Genomic DNA, 15,641 nt, shown 5'->3' on the forward strand with positions numbered 1-15,641 from the left:
CTGGGAACGTCCGGTGCGGACGCAACGGCCTACGATGGGTCCATGACAGCAGTGGTGCGCGCACGGCTGGGCCGGGGGGCCATGGGCCGGCTCCGCCTGGCCTCACAGGGGCTGACCGGCCCGGGGCTTGGCACTGTCCCGGAAGCCGTCCGGTGGATGACCGCGATGCAGGCGCAGGACCTGCCGGCCGCGCTCTGGGCCGTCGGACAGCGGGTTCCCGGATCCCGTCTGGGCGAGGTCCGCGGCGCGCTGGATCGCGGTGAGATTGTCCGCTCCTGGCCGATGCGCGGCACCCTGCACCTGCTGGCTCCCGAGGACCTGAAGTGGATGCTGGCGATCACCTCCGAACGGCTTATCCGGGGGATGGCGGGACGGCACAGGGAGCTGGAGATCACGGCAGCGGACGCGGAGGCGGCGCGTGAGGCTGCGCTTCGGCTCGTGTCCGGCGGCGGCTCCGCGACCCGGGCCGAGCTGTTCCAGGCCTTCGAAGGCGCCGGCCAGTCGACGGCGGGCCAGCGGGGCATCCATCTGCTGGGGATCCTCTGCCAGCGGTGCTGGCTCGTGCAGGGGCCGCCTGCCGGCAACCAGCAGCGGGTGGTGGCCTTCGACGAGTGGATCAAGGAGTCGCGTTCGCTGGGCCGGGAGGAGGGAATCGCCGAGCTGCTGCTGCGCTACCTGCGCAGCCACGGACCCGCCACGGAACGGGACTTCTCCTGGTGGGCCGGCGTCCCGCTGACCGAGGTCCGCGCCGCCCTCGCCGCCGTGAGGGACGAGCTGGTGGAGCTGGAGTTTGAAGCGAAGAGCTACTGGCTGTCGCCGGAGACGGCGGCGCTGCTCGACGGCGCCGTCCCCGGGGCACGCTCGCTGCTGGCGCTGCCGGGCTTTGATGAGTTCCTGCTGGGTTACGCGGACCGCTCGCTGGTCCTTCCGCCAGAGCATTCGGACAAGGTGGTGCCCGGCGGAAACGGGATGTTCAAGCGGACCATCGTGGCCGGCGGCGAGGTGGTCGGCACCTGGGCGGTGGCACGGAACGGCGCGGGAGCCGGCGTCGTGCCCGAACCGTTTGACCCTGTTAACGGACTGCGGCCTGCGGCCCAAAAGTCCTTTGAGCTGCAGGCCGCGAAGTACCGGAAATTCCTCGGTGTCTGAGGGGTTCGGCGTCTGACCGGTCCTAGAGCATCCCGGTGGCGATGTTGAGCATCCGGCGCAGCGGTTCGGCGGCGCCCCACAGCAGCTGGTCGCCCACCGTGAAGGCGCTGATGTACTGCGGGCCCATCTCGAGTTTGCGGATGCGGCCCACCGGGATGTCCAGGGTGCCGGACGCCGCCACGGGAGTGAGATCGGCCATCGAGGCTTCCTTGGTGTTCGGCACCACGGTGGCCCACTCGTTGTCCGCGTCCAGGAGCTTCTCGATTTCGGCGACGGAGAGGTCCTCGCGGAGCTTGAGCGTGAGGGCCTGCGAGTGCGAGCGCATGGCGCCGATCCGGATGCACAGCCCGTCCATGATGATGTGGTTCTCGCCGGACGTGCCGAGGATCTTGTTGGTCTCCACCCCCGCCTTCCACTCTTCCTTGGACTGGCCGTTGCCGAGGTCCGCGTCGATCCAGGGGATCAGCGAGCCGGCCAGCGGAACGCCGAACTGGCTGGCGTCGATGTCGGTGCGCTGGTGTGCCAGGACCTTGCGGTCGATCTCCAGGATGGCCGACGCCGGGTCGTCCAGTTCGCTGCTGACCTCGGCGTTGAGCGTGCCGAACTGGCTGAGGAGTTCGCGCATGTGCCGGGCGCCGCCGCCGGACGCCGCCTGGTAGGTCATCGAGGTGCCCCATTCGACGAGGCCGTTCTTGAACAGGCCGCCCAGGCCCATGAGCATGCAGGAGACGGTGCAGTTGCCGCCGATGTAGTCCAACACGCCGCCGGAAAGGCCGGCGTCGATCACGTCGCGGTTGATCGGGTCCAGCACGATGATTGAGTCGTCGTTCATCCGCAGGGTGGAGGCGGCGTCGATCCAGAGGCCGTTCCAGCCGCGGCTGCGGAGCTCGCCGTGGACCTGCTTGGTGTAGTCCCCGCCCTGGGCGGTGACGATAATCGGCAGCTTGGCCAGCGTCTCGACGTCGAACGCGTCCTCGAGCTTGCCGGCCGCACCCGCGGCAGCACCGGCAACAGCCGGGGCGGCACCTCCGGCGTTCGAGGTGGAGAAAAATACCGGGTTGATGTTGGCGAAGTCGCCCTCGTCCTGCATACGCTGCATCAGGACGGAACCGACCATGCCACGCCAACCGACCAGTCCAACGGACGGAGTAGCTGCTGTAGTCATTGAGCCAGTTTAGACTTTGCGGCCGGCAGGGCGCAGTCGGTTACGTCACCCGCACGCCTGCGGGTGGCTGCGGAGCCCGGGCTATTCGCCGCGGGACTCCTCGAGCAGCGCCGATTTCCGCTTCCGCAAGGCATAGACCGCGCCGAACGCGAAGAGCTGGGTGACCACCACGATCACGATCGCGCCGATGATCTTGTTGCCGCCGAGGATCATGGTCAGCCCTACGATCGCGGACAGCAGCGCCAGCAGGGGCAGCAGCATGTAGCCCAGGACAAAGAGGGTTTCGGGTTTATTCGGCATTCCTAGGCCTCCGTCCGGCGCCAGAGGGTGACGCGGTAGCGGGTGCTGTTGTCTGCGGTCAGCCAGCCGTCGGACGGCAGGGACGTTCCGGCGGTCCAGTCGTAGCCGAGCTCGGGAGCGAAAGTATCTCCCTCGGTGGTGGAGTCGATGGTGGTCACGACGGCGACGTCCGCAAGATCCACGGACTGCGCGAAGATCTCCCCGCCGCCGATGATCCAGACCATCTCGTGGCCGGGTGCGAACTGCGACTCCAGCAGCGCGTCGTCGAGGGATTTGACGGCGACGGCGCCTTCGGCCGCGGGCGTTCCGCCCCAGCCTTCCTGCCGGGTGATGACGATGTTGGTCCGGCCGGGCAGCGGGCGGTACTTGTCCGGGAAGGATTCCCAGGTCTTGCGGCCCATGATGACCGGATGGCCTGCGGTGAGCCGGCTGAAGTGCCTCATATCCTCCGGCAGGTGCCACGGCATGCCGCCGTCCTTGCCGATGGCTCCGGTGCTGGTCTGGGCCCACACGACGCCGAGGCCGGTGAGGGAGGCGGCGAGCTGCTCGGTGAAGTTGGCGGGCTGCGCGTCGGGGCTGGCTTCGTTGCTCATACGGCTATCGGGGCCTTAATCGTCGGGTGGTGCTGGTATCCGACCACTTCGAAGTCATCGAGGGTGTAGTCGAAGATGGTGTCCGGTTTTCGGGTGATCTTGAGCTGCGGGGAGTCGTAGGGTTCCCGGGGGAGTTGCTTGAGGACCTGGTCCATATGGTTGTCGTAAATATGGACATCGCCGCCGGTCCAGACGAACTCGCCCGGTTCCAGCCCGGTCTGCTGGGCGATCATGCAGGTCAGCAGGGCGTAGGAGGCGATGTTGAACGGCACCCCCAGGAACGTGTCCGCCGAGCGCTGGTACAGCTGGCAGGAGAGTTTCCCGTCGGCCACATAGAACTGGAAGAAGGCATGGCATGGCGGCAGGGCCATGTCCTTGAGCTCGGCCACATTCCAGGCCGAGACGATGTGCCGGCGTGAGTCCGGGTTGGACTTGAGGTTCTCGATGAGTTCGGCGATCTGGTCGATGTGGCCGCCGTCGGGGGTGGGCCAGCTCCGCCACTGGACGCCGTAGACCGGGCCGAGTTCGCCGTCGGCGTCGGCCCATTCGTTCCAGATGGTGACGCCCTGGTCCTGCATCCATTTCACGTTCGTGTCCCCGCGCAGGAACCAGAGCAGCTCCACGGCCACGGACTTGAAATGCACGCGTTTGGTGGTGATCAGGGGGAAGCCCTTGCTCAGGTCGAAGCGGAGCTGGCGGCCGAACACGCTGAGCGTGCCGGTCCCGGTACGGTCCGATTTGTGCGTGCCGTGTTCCAGGACATCGCGCAGCAGGTCTTCATAGGGCGTTGGAATGCTCACCGTCCCAGTCTACTGATCCGCCGGGCTCCGCTCATTCGTGTTGCCCGCCAAGTCTCGCCCGCACGACCGCGAGCAGGGCGGCGTCGTCCAGTCCCGCTTTGCGGCCTTCCGCAATGTAACGGTCGACGGCGGCGATCACCTCCGCGCTGAGGGCGGCCGGCATCCCGGCGGACATCCCGGCAGGGTCCGCCGGGGCGGCCATCCCGGCGACAACCGTGCCGTTGCGCCGCCGGGTCTCGATCAACCCGGCCTGTTCGAGCTCCTTGTAGGCCCGGGCAACGGTCCCGGCCGCGATGCCGAGGTCCGCCGCGAGGCTCCGGACCGTCGGCAGTCGGGTACCCGGTGCCAGCGTTCCGAGGGTGATCAGCGAGGAGATCTGCGCCCGGATCTGGTCGTAGGGCGGTGTGGCCGAGAGCAGGTTCACCGAGATCCCTGCGGTCATGACACGGGTTCCTTCTTCCGCGGCTGGCCGGGGGCGGCGCGTGCCGGGGTGCGCACCGGTATCACGGCGATGACTGTGGCCGCCGCGCCCAGGAGGGAACCTGCGATTGTCGCCGGCCACCATGATCCGGCGGACGGATTGATGGCATCCCCGAATGACGAGGCGACGAAGACCGCAGCCCAGGCCGGGCCCTGGGTCAGCAGTAGGACCGCGGCCTGGGCGGTCAACGCGGCGGCGAGGGTCCGCACTGTCCGGTGGATGGTGATGGCGCGCAGGGCCGCGTCCACGCCGGCGGGGAGATCGGGTACGGTCTGGCGGAGCCGGACGGCCAGGAATGCCGGCAGGGACATTACGGCGACGCCGGCCGTGAACAGCACAACCGGAATCCAGTCCGGTTCCTCGGCGAGCCGGGCCTGCCCCAGTGCGGTGACGATCACGGCCACCAGGAAAACAAGGAGCGCTAAGTCGGCGGTGGTCAACAGAGCAGGACTCACCGGCTGCCGGGGCCAGGTGCGCGGCGCGTCAGGCGTCCCGTAGTTGCGCTGCAGGAGCAGTTCGCCGGCGGCAATCACGAGCAAGACGAGCCCGGCCACGAGGGCCACGAAGCCGGCAAGCCCGAAGCTGGCAGCAGCCATGAGGGCCGGGGCGAGGAAGATGCCGGCCACCAAGGGTACGGCAGCCGTGAGCCCCAAGAGCGGCCCGAGCGAGGAAACGAGCCTGGCCGCCGGGTGCTGCCTGCCCGCGGCGAGTCCGGCTTCGGGCCGGTTCCGGACGCCCAGCCCGGCGGCCGCGAGCCGGGGCGGCCGCCACCACCACATCACGAGCAGGACCACGGTAGCGGCCAGGCCTGCCGGGTTGGTCCACGACGTCGTCCCCGCCGACGGATCGGGGCGGGCCGCGAAGTTCCCCGCAATGACGGCCAGCCCGGCGGCCACCGTGGCCACTGTGCGCAGCAGCCGGTTCATGGCGATGGTGCGGAGCAACGCATTGTCGGCGGTGTCAAGGGACTCCAGCTGCCGGCGGCGCGCAATCAGCCACAGCACCAGACACGTCCCGCCCGCCAGCACCAGCAGGGCGCCGCCGAGCCAGCCGGCCAGCTCGGCCCCGGGGATGCGGCCGTCGCCGCCCGCGCTCTGGTAGCTGTAGGGCCCGTCGCTGAACGTGACAGGAGGCACTGCGGCAAATCCCGGCAGGGCGGCGGTCCGCGCGATGCAGCCGGCCGCCAAGGCGAAGATGGCCGCCGTGGCCAGTGCCAGCCTGCGCGGCAGGAAATCCCGGATGCGCCGCACCGACAGGACGGCCTGCCGCCGCAGCCGCCGCGGTCCCGGGTAACTGATCTGGCCCAGGGCATGCACGGCGAGGCAGCCCAGAACCGGCCAGCCCAGGGCAGGAATGATGGCGTCCGGGGTCACCATGGGTGCGGTGGTGACCGGATTGGCCGGGATGATGCCCAGGTTCATCGCACCCTGGAGTGAACTCGCCAGCCAGCCGATCACCCCTACCCACAGCCCGTGCTCGGACACCGTGGCCGGGGATGTCCCCGTGCGCGGAGCCCAGATCACCCAGCGCAGCACGAGGTACACGACGACGGCGGCGAGCAGCGGACCGAGCAGCAGGATCGGCGGGACGTTGAACTGGACCGGCATGAATTACCCCAAAATCCTGCGTCAATGTATCAAGTGCTTGATACAAAGTAGGGCCGGCAGCGCTGCACGGTCAAGGGCCGCAGGCCTCAGTCGTCGAAGGGCCTGAACCGCTCCACGGCAACCACCCTGATTTTGCTGCCGTGCGCCACGTGGCAAACAAGGATCTCGCCCGGGGCCAGGAACGGGTCGGCGGACGGCAGCATGTCCCTGAGCCGCGAACTCATGTGTTTCTCGAGCTGCTTCAGGACGGTCGGCAGCGCGGGGCGGTGCGTACACAGGGCCACGGGCCGCTGCTTGTCGAAGAGCGCCTCGACGACGGCGGCCGTCTTGTGCGGGCTGCGGCCGTGCCGGTGTTCGGTGAGCGACTCGTTCAGCTTCACCTTGGCGTCGGCGGCCTTGGCGTACGGCGCGATGGTGGCCACACACCGCAGCCAGGGGCTCGAGACGATCCGTGCGGGTTTCCAGGCCTGCAGGAGCCGTCCCACGGCCTGGGCCTGCCGCAGGCCGGTGGCGGCCAGTGGGCGGTCGCCTTCGGCCTTGGTCCAGGAGGAACGCGGTTTGGCCTTGGCATGGCGCACCACCAGCAGCGGCCACGTCGCCAGTTCGCCGCGGCCATGGGCCGCCACCAGATGCTCGAGCGGGGTGACGTCGCTGGGATTGCTCAGCAGGCGCGCGGCCCTCTCCGGCGAGCACCACATCACGCTGTCCACTTCCTTGCCGTCGGGCACGATCCTCGCGCCGTCGACGTCGACGGCCCAGTAGTGGACCACCTTCAGCCCGGCGGGAACGTGGTAGTGGATGGGAGGCAGCGGGATGCCCAGCGGGGCGCTGAGCCCGATTTCCTCCTCCACCTCGCGGCTGGCGCACTCAGGCACCGTCTCGCCTGGATCGATCTTGCCCTTGGGCCAGGACCAGTCGTCATACCGCGGACGGTGGATCAGCAGGACTTCGAGCTGGTCCTTCGCCGCCGAATTAAGGCGCCAGGGGATGGCGCCGGCCGCGGTAACCGCAATCGCTTCGCCTAGATGGTCTGTCTGGTCCGCAACCAGTGAATCGCTACTCAACGCCACAGCCCTACCGAAGGCCTGCCGAGCGTTGCCGCGAGCGGGATGCGAGCAGCCAGGACTGGACGTCCTCCAGATTTTGGCCGTCCTCGCTGAGATGGTGGCGCTCCCACTCTCCCCGGCTGTCCAGATGCCAGCTGGCCGTCCCGGGATCCATGTAGCGGCGGAGCATGTCCAGGACATACGTCGTGTCGTCCCCGCTGGTGAGCTGCACGAGGGCCTCCACGCGGCGGTCCAGGTTGCGGTGCATCATGTCGGCCGAACCGATGTAGACCACCGGGGCGCCGGCGTTGGCGAACGCAAAGACGCGGGAGTGTTCGAGGAACCGGCCGAGGATGGAGCGGACCGTGATGTTCTCGCTGAGACCGGGGACGCCCGGGCGCAGCGAGCAGATACCGCGGACAATGACGTCCACCGGGACACCGGCCTGGGACGCCCGGTACAGGGAATCGATGATGGCCTCGTCCACCATCGAGTTGACCTTGATCTGGACGCGGGCAGGGAGGCCCGCCTTGGCATTGCGGATTTCGGTTTCGATCCGGTCAATGAGCCCGGACCGCACCGAACGCGGTGCCACCAGGAGCCGCTTGAAGGTGGATTTGGGCGCGTAGCCGGAGAGCTGGTTGAAGAGCTTGGAAAGGTCCTCGCCCACCTGCTCGTTGGCCGTCAGCAGCCCCAGATCCTCGTAGTAGCGGGCGGTGCGCGGGTGGTAGTTGCCGGTGCCGATGTGGCAGTAGCGGCGCAGGCCGTCCACTTCCTGGCGCACCACCAGGGACAGCTTGCAGTGCGTCTTGAGTCCCACGATGCCGTAGACCACATGGACGCCGGCCTGTTCCAGTTTCCGGGCCCAGGAGATGTTGGCCTGTTCGTCGAAACGGGCCTTGATTTCCACGAGGGCCAGGACCTGCTTGCCGGCTTCGGCGGCGTCGATCAGCGCATCGACGATGGGGGAGTCGCCCGAGGTGCGGTACAGCGTCTGCTTGATTGCCTGGACCTTCGGGTCCGAGGCGGCCTGCTCCAGGAACGCCTGGACGGAGGTGGAGAAGGAATCATACGGGTGGTGCAGGAGGATGTCCCGGCGCCGCATGGCCGCGAAGACATTGGCCGCCTTGGAGGTCTCCGATTCGTTGAGGTACCGCGAGGTGTGAGGGACGTGCTTCGGGTAATGCAGGTCCGCACGGTCGATTCCGGCAATGACGGAGACGCCGCGCAGGTCCAGCGGGGCCGGAACAGAGTAGACCTCGGATTCCTCGACGCCCAGCTCGCGGATCAACAGGGCCCGGATGTTCGGGTTGATGTCGTTGGTGACCTCGAGCCGGACGGGAGGCCCGAAACGGCGGCGCAGGAGTTCCTTCTCCAGCGCCTGCAGCAGGTTCTCGGCGTCGTCCTCTTCCACTTCGACGTCTTCGTTGCGGGTGACGCGGAAGGTGTGGTGCTCGAGTACCTCCATGCCGGCGAACAGCTGGTCCAGGTGGACGGCGATGACTTCCTCGAGGGCGATGAAGCGGGCCACCCGCCCGGGAATGGAGCCCGCGCGCGGACCGTCAATGGAGATCAGCCGGGGCAGCTGGTCCGGGACCTTCAGGCGGGCGAAGAGTTCCTTGTCGCTGACCGGGTTGCGGACCACCACGGCGAGGTTGAGCGAGAGCCCGGAGATGTACGGGAACGGGTGCGCGGGGTCCACGGCCAGCGGCGTCAGGATCGGGAAGACCTTCTCGGCGAACATCGCGCTGAGTTGGTCCTGGGCCTGGGAATCCAGTTCCTCCCAGTGCATGAGGTGGATGTGTTCGTACGCCAGCGCCGGGCGGATCTGCTCGGCGTAGACCCGGGCGTGGCGCTGCTGCAGCCGGTGGGCCTCCTCGCCGATCTGCTCCAGCACCTGCATGGGGCTCAGCCCGGCGGGGGATGGCACGGCGAGCCCGGTGGCGATCCGGCGCTTCAAGCCAGCGACGCGGACCATGAAGAACTCGTCCAGGTTGGAGGCGAAGATCGACAGGAAGCCGACGCGCTCCAGCAGATGCAGATTCGGGTCTTCGGCCAGTTCCAGGACCCGGGAGTTGAAGGCGAGCCAGCTGAGCTCCCGGTCCAGGAAACGGTCCGGCCTGATGTCGCCTGCCGGTTCCAGGTTCGGCGCGAATTCGGGAATGTCGATCCGGTCCTGGGTGGCGCGGGAGGCCGGTACTTCGGAGGAGCCGAAATGGGCACGCACGGGACGCGCTTTTTCTTCAGACGTGGCGGTCCGGGCAGATTCCCGTTGCATGGTCTCTCCTAAATGCTGGCGCGATTTAGCTTCAACCTTACAAGCAATCAGATTCCGCCGAGCCCAGATTTCGGCCCCGGCCGGCCGCATGCCCGCCGACTGGATTAAGGGCGGGAGGAACGGCTGGAGGAACGGCGCAACTAGCGCCCGTCAAGCGGGGCATACATGACATCGACGTCCCAGCGGGTGAAGCCCAGCCGCCGGTACAGCGAGACGGCAGGGATGTTGTCGGCGTAGACATAGAGCATCACCGCGTGCAGGCCCTGCTGCTGCAGGTGCCTGATGCCGGCGACGGTCAGCGCCTTGCCGAGTCCGGTGCCCTGCGCGGCCGGCGTGACGCCGACGACGTACACCTCACCGATCGCAGGATGCCCGCCGTGCCGGGGGTGCACCTTGGTCCAGTGGAAGCCGAGCAGCCGCCCCCGGGGGTCCGCGGCAAGCAGGAACCCGGCGGGGTCAAACCACGCTTCGGCCATCCGCGCGTCCAGGTCGGCGCGCGTCATGTTCCCCTGCTCCGGGTGGTGCGCGAACGCGGCCCGGTTCGCCGCCAGCCAGGCGTCCTCGTCCCGGCCCGGAACGAACGCCCGCACTGTGACGCCTTCCGGCAGGGCGACGTCGGGCAGCTCCGCCGCCGCCGTGGTGAGCCGCATCTTCCACAGTTCGCGGAACGGGCCGTAGCCATAGCGCGCCGCCAGCTCCGCCGCCGCCTCATGGTTTCCATGCGACCAGGCCTTGAGGCCGGCAAAACCGCGGGTGTTCCTGAGCTCGCGCACCAGCCGGTCCGCCACGCCCTGGTTGCGGTAGCTCGGGTGGACGGCGACTTCCAGCACCCCGGTGCCGTCCGGCTCCTCGACGACGACGGCGAAGCCCGCCAGGTCCTGCCCGGTGGCCGCGTCGGATTTCTCGTCAGGGCAGTAGAGGGCGAGCGTCAGCACGGTATTTGTAACTTCGGTCGCCGCGGTGTCAGCGGCGCGGAGGGTCACAAGCGTCTGTTCGGACAACGGCGGATTGCCGTCGGATTCCTCTGCGGCAGCCACGAGGACTTTGACGTCCCTCAGGAGCTGCTCATCCGCCGCTCCCTTGGCGACGAAGACGGGCCAGTTTTCAGGATGCGCAGGACTCATGGTGCAAGGCTATACGCTGGTGCCGCGGGGGAGCCGATTTTGTTGTTTCCGGAACTGCTGCGTATAGTCGTTAACTCATCCGGCGGTTCGCTGCAAAACCGTCAGGCCGGATGCGAGGGGGATCCACCACTGGGGTGGCCTCGATACGTTCGACCCGTATGTCCTCCACTCAAATACTGAAAGCCCCGGACTCCAGAGTCCGGGGCTTTTAGTATTTGAGTGGAGGACGTGTCAGCTCCGGTGGAACTGCGGGGCCGGCGCTCAGGCCTCGCTTAGTTCCTCTTCCGGATGACGGACCAGGGTCAGGCGGTAGCCGACGTTGCGGACGGTGCTGATGAGGTTCTCATGGTCGGCGCCGAGCTTGGCCCGCAGCCGCCGGACATGGACGTCCACCGTGCGGGTGCCACCGTAGTAGTCGTAGCCCCACACTTCGGTCAGCAGCTGCGCCCGGGTGAAGACCCGGCCGGGGTGCTGCGCGAGGTACTTGAGCAGCTCGAATTCCTTGAACGTCAGATTCAGTGCCGCCCCGTTGACGCGGGCGGTGTAGCTGGCCTCATCAATCACGACGCCGGCGGCCCGGATCTCCGTCGGGGCATCGTCCTTTTCCGGCACGGCGCGTGCGATGCCCAGCCGGATGCGGGCTTCCACCTCGGCCGGTCCGGCGGACTCCAGCAGGATGTCGTCCACGGTCCAGGCCGAGGACACGGCCGCCATGCCGCCCTCCGTGAGAATCAACATCAGCGGTGCGCTCAAGCCCGTGGCCTTGAGCAGCTGGGTGAGGGAGCGGGCACCCACCAGGTCCTTGCGGGCGTCCAGCAGGACGATGTCACAGGGGTCGGTATCCAGCAGTGCGGTGGGTTCGGCCGGAAGGATGTGGACGCGGTGGTTCAGCAGTTCCAGCGCAGGCAGGACGTCCACCGATGAGCCGGTGCTGTTCGTCAGTAGCAAGATGTGCGACATAGTTCCTCCAAGGGGTGTCCGCGCATCGTCGGGCGACTGTAGCTGAAATCGAGTATACCCAACGGCCTCATGCCGGACACGGTCCCGTCACCTGGCGCGGGTCCCTTTGCGACATAAAACGTTCACATAAGGCAGGATTGATCCGTCAGGGCGCGCAGCCCTTGAAGATGGCGATCAGGTCGAATGGGGGTCCGCAGTGAGCGAAGGTACGGCATCGGCGGGTAGCCAGTGAAGACGTGGAGCATAGGAATCATCGGCCTGGCCGGTCTCGCCGCCATCGTCGGCGGCGCCTACTCCTCGCCGGAGGCCCTGCTCGCCGTCGCATCGCTCACCGCCGCCGGCGTCGGCATCGGCTGGCCCCACTTCCTGGGCATCCCCGCCAAGAAAACCCTGGCCGCCCTGATCGGACTGCCGGGCGTGGGGTCCGCCGTCGCAGCCACCTACCTTCCCGCCCCGGGCTTCCTGAACTGGACCCCGTCCTTCCTGGCCGCCGGCGTCATGGCCATCTTCGTGATGCAGCTGCTCCGCGGCACCGGCCAGGCCCAGCGGCTTGAATCCACGCTCGGCTCCTGCGCCGGCGTCCTGTTGTCCTGCCTCGGGGCAGGCTGGATCGCGTGCTCCCGCTTCAACGGGGTCCGGGAAATGCTCCTCGTCGCGGCCATCAGCGCCGCATTTGCCCTGATGGCGGGCCTGATCCGCTGGCCGGACAGGATCGTCGCGCCGCTGGGTATCATCGGAGCCGGACTGGCCGGCCCGCTCGCCGGGCTGGTGTTTTCCGATATCGCCGTCCTGCCGGCGGCCCTCGTCGGCGTCGTCGTGGGGTCCGTGCTGGTGAGTTTCCGCCGCCTGGTGGTCCTCCGCGGCGAAACGCTCAACCTCCCGGCGGCCCTGGGAATGGGTCTGGGGCCGGTCTCCGCCATCGGCTCGCTGGCATACTTCATAGACAAACTACTCATCTACTAACGCGTTAGGATGGCATCATGTCCGTACTTGCATTTGAGATCTTCTTCCTTGTCCTGCTTGGCATCGCCAGCCTGTCCATGGCCTGGTTCGCCGGCTTTGTGGTGTACCGCCTCTTCGCGGGCCAGAAGTAGCCAGCCAGAAGCCAATACCCGTCCAGAACCCGTAGTTTCCAGAGGTAGCCTCCGTGCCTATTGAAATACCTACAGATCTGACACCCGAAATCGTTCCGCTGTCCTGGCTCATTGGCGAGTGGGAGGGCCCCGGCCGCCTTGGCGCCGGGGACGAGGAATCCGAGCACTTCCTGCAGCACGTCTCCTTCACCCACAACGGCCTGCCATACCTCCAGTACCGGGCCGAGAGCTGGCTGACCGACGACGAGGGCACCAGGCTGCGTCCGCTCGCTGTCGAAACCGGCTTTTGGGCCCTCGAGCGCAAGCAGCGCGAAGAGGACAGCGGGCCAGGCCTGACTCCGGGTGACATTGTCCCGGTCCTCAAGAGCGCCGACGAGGTCGAGGCCCTGCGCAACAGCGACGGAGGCTTCGACATTTCAGTCTCCGTCGCCCACCCCGGCGGGATCTCCGAGCTGTACTACGGCCAGATCAAGGGCCCCCAGATCCAGCTGAGCACCGACATGGTGATGCGCGGAAGCCACTCCAAGGAATACACTGCCGCCACCCGGATCTTCGGACTCGTGGACGGCAAGCTGCTGTGGCGCTGGGACGTGGCGACCGGCAAGGATCCGACGCCGGGTGGCGGGCTGGAGGCACACGCCTCCGCCATCCTCGACAAACTCAGCTGACGGCTCTGCCGGGAGCGTTGAGGTCTCACTGATTTTCAGTTGTACGCACCGAACGCAGGGAGCAAGGCAGTGACTGAAGAAGTAGCCACCCCCGTGGGCAAGAAGAGCTACGGCGACCTCAAAGCCGTGTACTTCAACGGCACGCTCAAGAAGTCGCCGGAGACCTCCAACACCCAGGGCCTGATCGACATCAGCCGCCGGATCATGGAGAAGCAGGGCGTCACCACCCGGGTGATCCGCACGGTGGATCACGACATCGCCAGCGGCGTGTATCCGGACATGCGCGAGCACGGCTGGCAGAGCGATGAATGGCCCGAGCTCTACCCCGCCGTCCGGGAAGCAGACATCGTGGTCATAGCCGGACCCATCTGGCTGGGCGACAACTCCTCACAGACCAAGAAGCTGATCGAACGCCTCTACGCGCACTCGGGCCAGCTGAACGAGAAGGGCCAGTGGGCCTTCTACCCCAAGGCGGGAGGCTGCCTCATCACCGGCAACGAGGACGGCATCAAGCACTGCGCCATGAACGTCCTCTACAGCCTCCAGCACATCGGCTTCACCATTCCGCCGCAGGCCGACGCCGGCTGGATCGGCGCCGTCGGGCCCGGGCCGAGCTACCTGGACGAAGGCTCCGGCGGCCCGGAAACCGACTTCACCAACCGCAACACCACCTTCATGACGTGGAACCTGCTGCACCTGGCCCGGATGCTCAAGGACGCCGGCGGCATCCCGGCCTACGGGAACCTGCCCGAGGCCTGGAAGGCCGGTACCCGGTACGACTTCGAAAATCCGGAATACCGCTAGACCCTGAGGACTTCTACTAGATATGACTTACACAAGCCCATTGTTGTCGCGCCCGGGCGCGGTCGAAGCCGGCGGCGCTGACGCCGGCGTCGCCTCCCACTACGGTGAGCCGCTGCGCGAGCAGCGGGCGCTGGCCGCCGGCACCGCCGTCGTCGATCTCTCCCAGCGCGGGGTGGTCACCGTGAGCGGGCCGGACCGGCTGAGCTGGCTCAACACCCTGTCCTCCCAGCAGGTGACCAGCCTGCCGCCGGGCCAGTCCACCGAACTGCTGCTGCTCAGCGTGCAGGGCAGGATTGAATTCGACGCGCACGTGGTGGACGACGCCGCCACCACCTGGCTGATCGTGGAAGCCGCCGAGGCCGCGCCGCTCGCCGAATGGCTCAACCGGATGAAGTTCATGCTCCGGGTCGAGGTCGCCGACGTGTCGGCGGGCTGGGCCGTGCTCGGCGCCACCGGGCGCATCCCGGAGTGGTCCGGGCTGCAGGTCTGGGAGGATCCCTGGCCGCACGTCGGTGCCGGCGGCTATTCCTACGCCGTGGTGGGCGAGGACGCCCATCCCGGGCTGGAACGTCCCTGGTTCGAATACCTCGTCCCCGCAACGAAGCTCGAAGCCACGGTCGGTGAGCGCCAGCTGGCCGGCGTCTGGGCAGCCGAGGCGCTGCGCATCGCCGCGTGGCGGCCCCGCTGGGGTGCCGAAACCGATGACAAGACCATCCCGCACGAACTCGACCTGCTCCGCACCGCCGTGCACCTGAACAAGGGCTGCTACAAGGGCCAGGAAACCGTGGCCCGCGTCCACAACCTGGGACACCCGCCGCGCCGGCTCGTCTTCCTGCAGCTCGACGGCTCGCAGCATACCCTGCCCGCCGCCGGCAGCGAGGTCCGCATCGGTGACCGCAAGGTAGGCACCGTGACCTCCGTGGCGCAGCACTACGAAATGGGGCCGGTGGCCCTCGCGGTCATCAAGCGCTCCGTGGCACCGGAGGAAGTCCTGACCGTCCTCGACGGCGACGAGCCCTACACCGCGGCGCAGGAAGTCATTGTGGCTCCGGACGCCGGCCAGGTGGTCGGACGGCAGACCGGATTCCTGCGAGGGACCCGGTGACAGGCGGGACCGCCGCGCCGGATGACGAGACGCTCGCCCTGGCCCATAAGCTCTTCGACGCGGCGCGGGAAGGGAACAGTGCGCTCCTCGGCAGCTACTTCGCCGCGGGGGCGCCCGCCACACTGACTACCTCCGGCGGGGACTCCCTGCTGATGCTGGCGGCCTACCACGGCCATGCCGGCACCGTTCGGCTGATCCTGCAGCACGGCGGTGACGCCAATGCCGCCAACGACCGCGGCCAGACGCCCCTCGCCGGAGCCGTGTTCAAGGGCTACTCCGATGTGGTGGAGGCGCTCGTGGAAGCGGGAGCCGACCCCGATGCGGGCACGCCCTCCGCGCGGGCCGCCGCGCAGATGTTCGCGCGGACGGACATCCTCGCGCTGCTGGGCTGAGCACTTGCTGCTCGGCTGAGCACGCGCCGGACGGTTCCGGAGGCACCTTGCGTCCTGATACTCCCTGTGGAATAG

At 67.8% G+C, this 15,641-nt stretch carries 16 protein-coding genes; 6 read left to right on the forward strand and 10 right to left on the reverse strand.

Going from position 1 to position 15,641, the window contains the following annotated elements:
• Positions 1-42 precede the first annotated feature (42 nt).
• Positions 43-1,149 carry a winged helix DNA-binding domain-containing protein gene (locus tag ABIB26_RS06375; protein ID WP_354240644.1) on the forward strand — a complete coding sequence of 369 codons (1,107 nt, stop codon included), beginning with the start codon at positions 43-45 and terminating at the stop codon, positions 1,147-1,149.
• A 22-nt stretch (positions 1,150-1,171) separates the two neighbouring features.
• Here ABIB26_RS06375 and asd read toward each other — a convergent pair whose 3' ends face one another.
• The 10 genes from asd to ABIB26_RS06425 all read right to left on the reverse strand — a co-directional run bounded on the left by asd (position 1,172) and on the right by ABIB26_RS06425 (position 11,503).
• The gene (asd, locus tag ABIB26_RS06380) at positions 1,172-2,314 is read right to left on the reverse strand and encodes an aspartate-semialdehyde dehydrogenase (protein WP_354240646.1); all 1,143 of its coding nucleotides are present in this window, start codon (positions 2,312-2,314) and stop codon (positions 1,172-1,174) included.
• Positions 2,315-2,395: 81 nt separating this feature from the next.
• A complete protein-coding gene (locus ABIB26_RS06385) occupies positions 2,396-2,614 on the reverse strand; it encodes an NF038396 family protein (protein ID WP_354240648.1) in 219 nt (72 codons plus the stop codon).
• Between the two features lie 2 nt (positions 2,615-2,616).
• Positions 2,617-3,207, reverse strand: a complete 591-nt coding sequence (locus ABIB26_RS06390; RefSeq protein WP_354240650.1) for a dihydrofolate reductase — start codon at positions 3,205-3,207, stop codon at positions 2,617-2,619.
• On the reverse strand, positions 3,204-4,007 hold the full coding sequence (locus ABIB26_RS06395) for a thymidylate synthase (RefSeq protein ID WP_354240652.1): 804 nt from the start codon (positions 4,005-4,007) through the stop codon (positions 3,204-3,206). Before ABIB26_RS06395 ends, ABIB26_RS06390 begins: the two co-directional genes overlap by 4 nt.
• Before the next feature lie 31 nt (positions 4,008-4,038).
• The gene (locus tag ABIB26_RS06400) at positions 4,039-4,449 is read right to left on the reverse strand and encodes a GntR family transcriptional regulator (protein ID WP_354240654.1); all 411 of its coding nucleotides are present in this window, start codon (positions 4,447-4,449) and stop codon (positions 4,039-4,041) included.
• Positions 4,446-6,095, reverse strand: coding sequence for a hypothetical protein (locus ABIB26_RS06405; RefSeq protein WP_354240656.1), 1,650 nt, complete (start codon positions 6,093-6,095; stop codon positions 4,446-4,448). The genes ABIB26_RS06400 and ABIB26_RS06405 overlap by 4 nt, the downstream gene beginning before the upstream one ends.
• An 86-nt stretch (positions 6,096-6,181) precedes the next feature.
• A complete protein-coding gene (locus tag ABIB26_RS06410) occupies positions 6,182-7,159 on the reverse strand; it encodes an NUDIX hydrolase (protein ID WP_354240658.1) in 978 nt (325 codons plus the stop codon).
• A 10-nt stretch (positions 7,160-7,169) separates the two neighbouring features.
• Positions 7,170-9,419: an RNA degradosome polyphosphate kinase gene (locus ABIB26_RS06415; RefSeq protein WP_354240660.1), complete on the reverse strand. Its 2,250-nt coding sequence runs from the start codon at positions 9,417-9,419 to the stop codon at positions 7,170-7,172.
• A gap of 140 nt (positions 9,420-9,559) precedes the next feature.
• Positions 9,560-10,543, reverse strand: a complete 984-nt coding sequence (gene mshD, locus ABIB26_RS06420; protein WP_354240662.1) for a mycothiol synthase — start codon at positions 10,541-10,543, stop codon at positions 9,560-9,562.
• 261 nt (positions 10,544-10,804) lie between these two features.
• Positions 10,805-11,503, reverse strand: coding sequence for a winged helix-turn-helix transcriptional regulator (locus ABIB26_RS06425; protein ID WP_354240664.1), 699 nt, complete (start codon positions 11,501-11,503; stop codon positions 10,805-10,807).
• Between the two features lie 228 nt (positions 11,504-11,731).
• Between ABIB26_RS06425 and ABIB26_RS06430 the strand changes: the two genes are divergently transcribed.
• The 5 genes from ABIB26_RS06430 (at position 11,732) to ABIB26_RS06450 (ending at position 15,566) form a co-directional block, all read left to right on the forward strand.
• Positions 11,732-12,466: a permease gene (locus ABIB26_RS06430; protein WP_354240666.1), complete on the forward strand. Its 735-nt coding sequence runs from the start codon at positions 11,732-11,734 to the stop codon at positions 12,464-12,466.
• A 184-nt stretch (positions 12,467-12,650) separates the two neighbouring features.
• On the forward strand, positions 12,651-13,265 hold the full coding sequence (locus ABIB26_RS06435) for a nitrobindin family protein (protein ID WP_354240668.1): 615 nt from the start codon (positions 12,651-12,653) through the stop codon (positions 13,263-13,265).
• Positions 13,266-13,334: 69 nt separating this feature from the next.
• Positions 13,335-14,069 carry a flavodoxin family protein gene (locus tag ABIB26_RS06440; RefSeq protein ID WP_354240670.1) on the forward strand — a complete coding sequence of 245 codons (735 nt, stop codon included), beginning with the start codon at positions 13,335-13,337 and terminating at the stop codon, positions 14,067-14,069.
• Between the two features lie 22 nt (positions 14,070-14,091).
• Complete coding sequence (ygfZ, locus tag ABIB26_RS06445) at positions 14,092-15,174, forward strand: CAF17-like 4Fe-4S cluster assembly/insertion protein YgfZ (RefSeq protein ID WP_354240672.1); 1,083 nt, start codon at positions 14,092-14,094, stop codon at positions 15,172-15,174.
• On the forward strand, positions 15,171-15,566 hold the full coding sequence (locus ABIB26_RS06450) for an ankyrin repeat domain-containing protein (protein ID WP_354240674.1): 396 nt from the start codon (positions 15,171-15,173) through the stop codon (positions 15,564-15,566). The genes ygfZ and ABIB26_RS06450 overlap by 4 nt, the downstream gene beginning before the upstream one ends.
• Positions 15,567-15,641: the final 75 nt, after the last annotated feature.

The sequence above is a fragment of the Arthrobacter sp. UYEF20 genome (assembly GCF_040546335.1).
Taxonomy (GTDB): domain Bacteria; phylum Actinomycetota; class Actinomycetes; order Actinomycetales; family Micrococcaceae; genus Arthrobacter.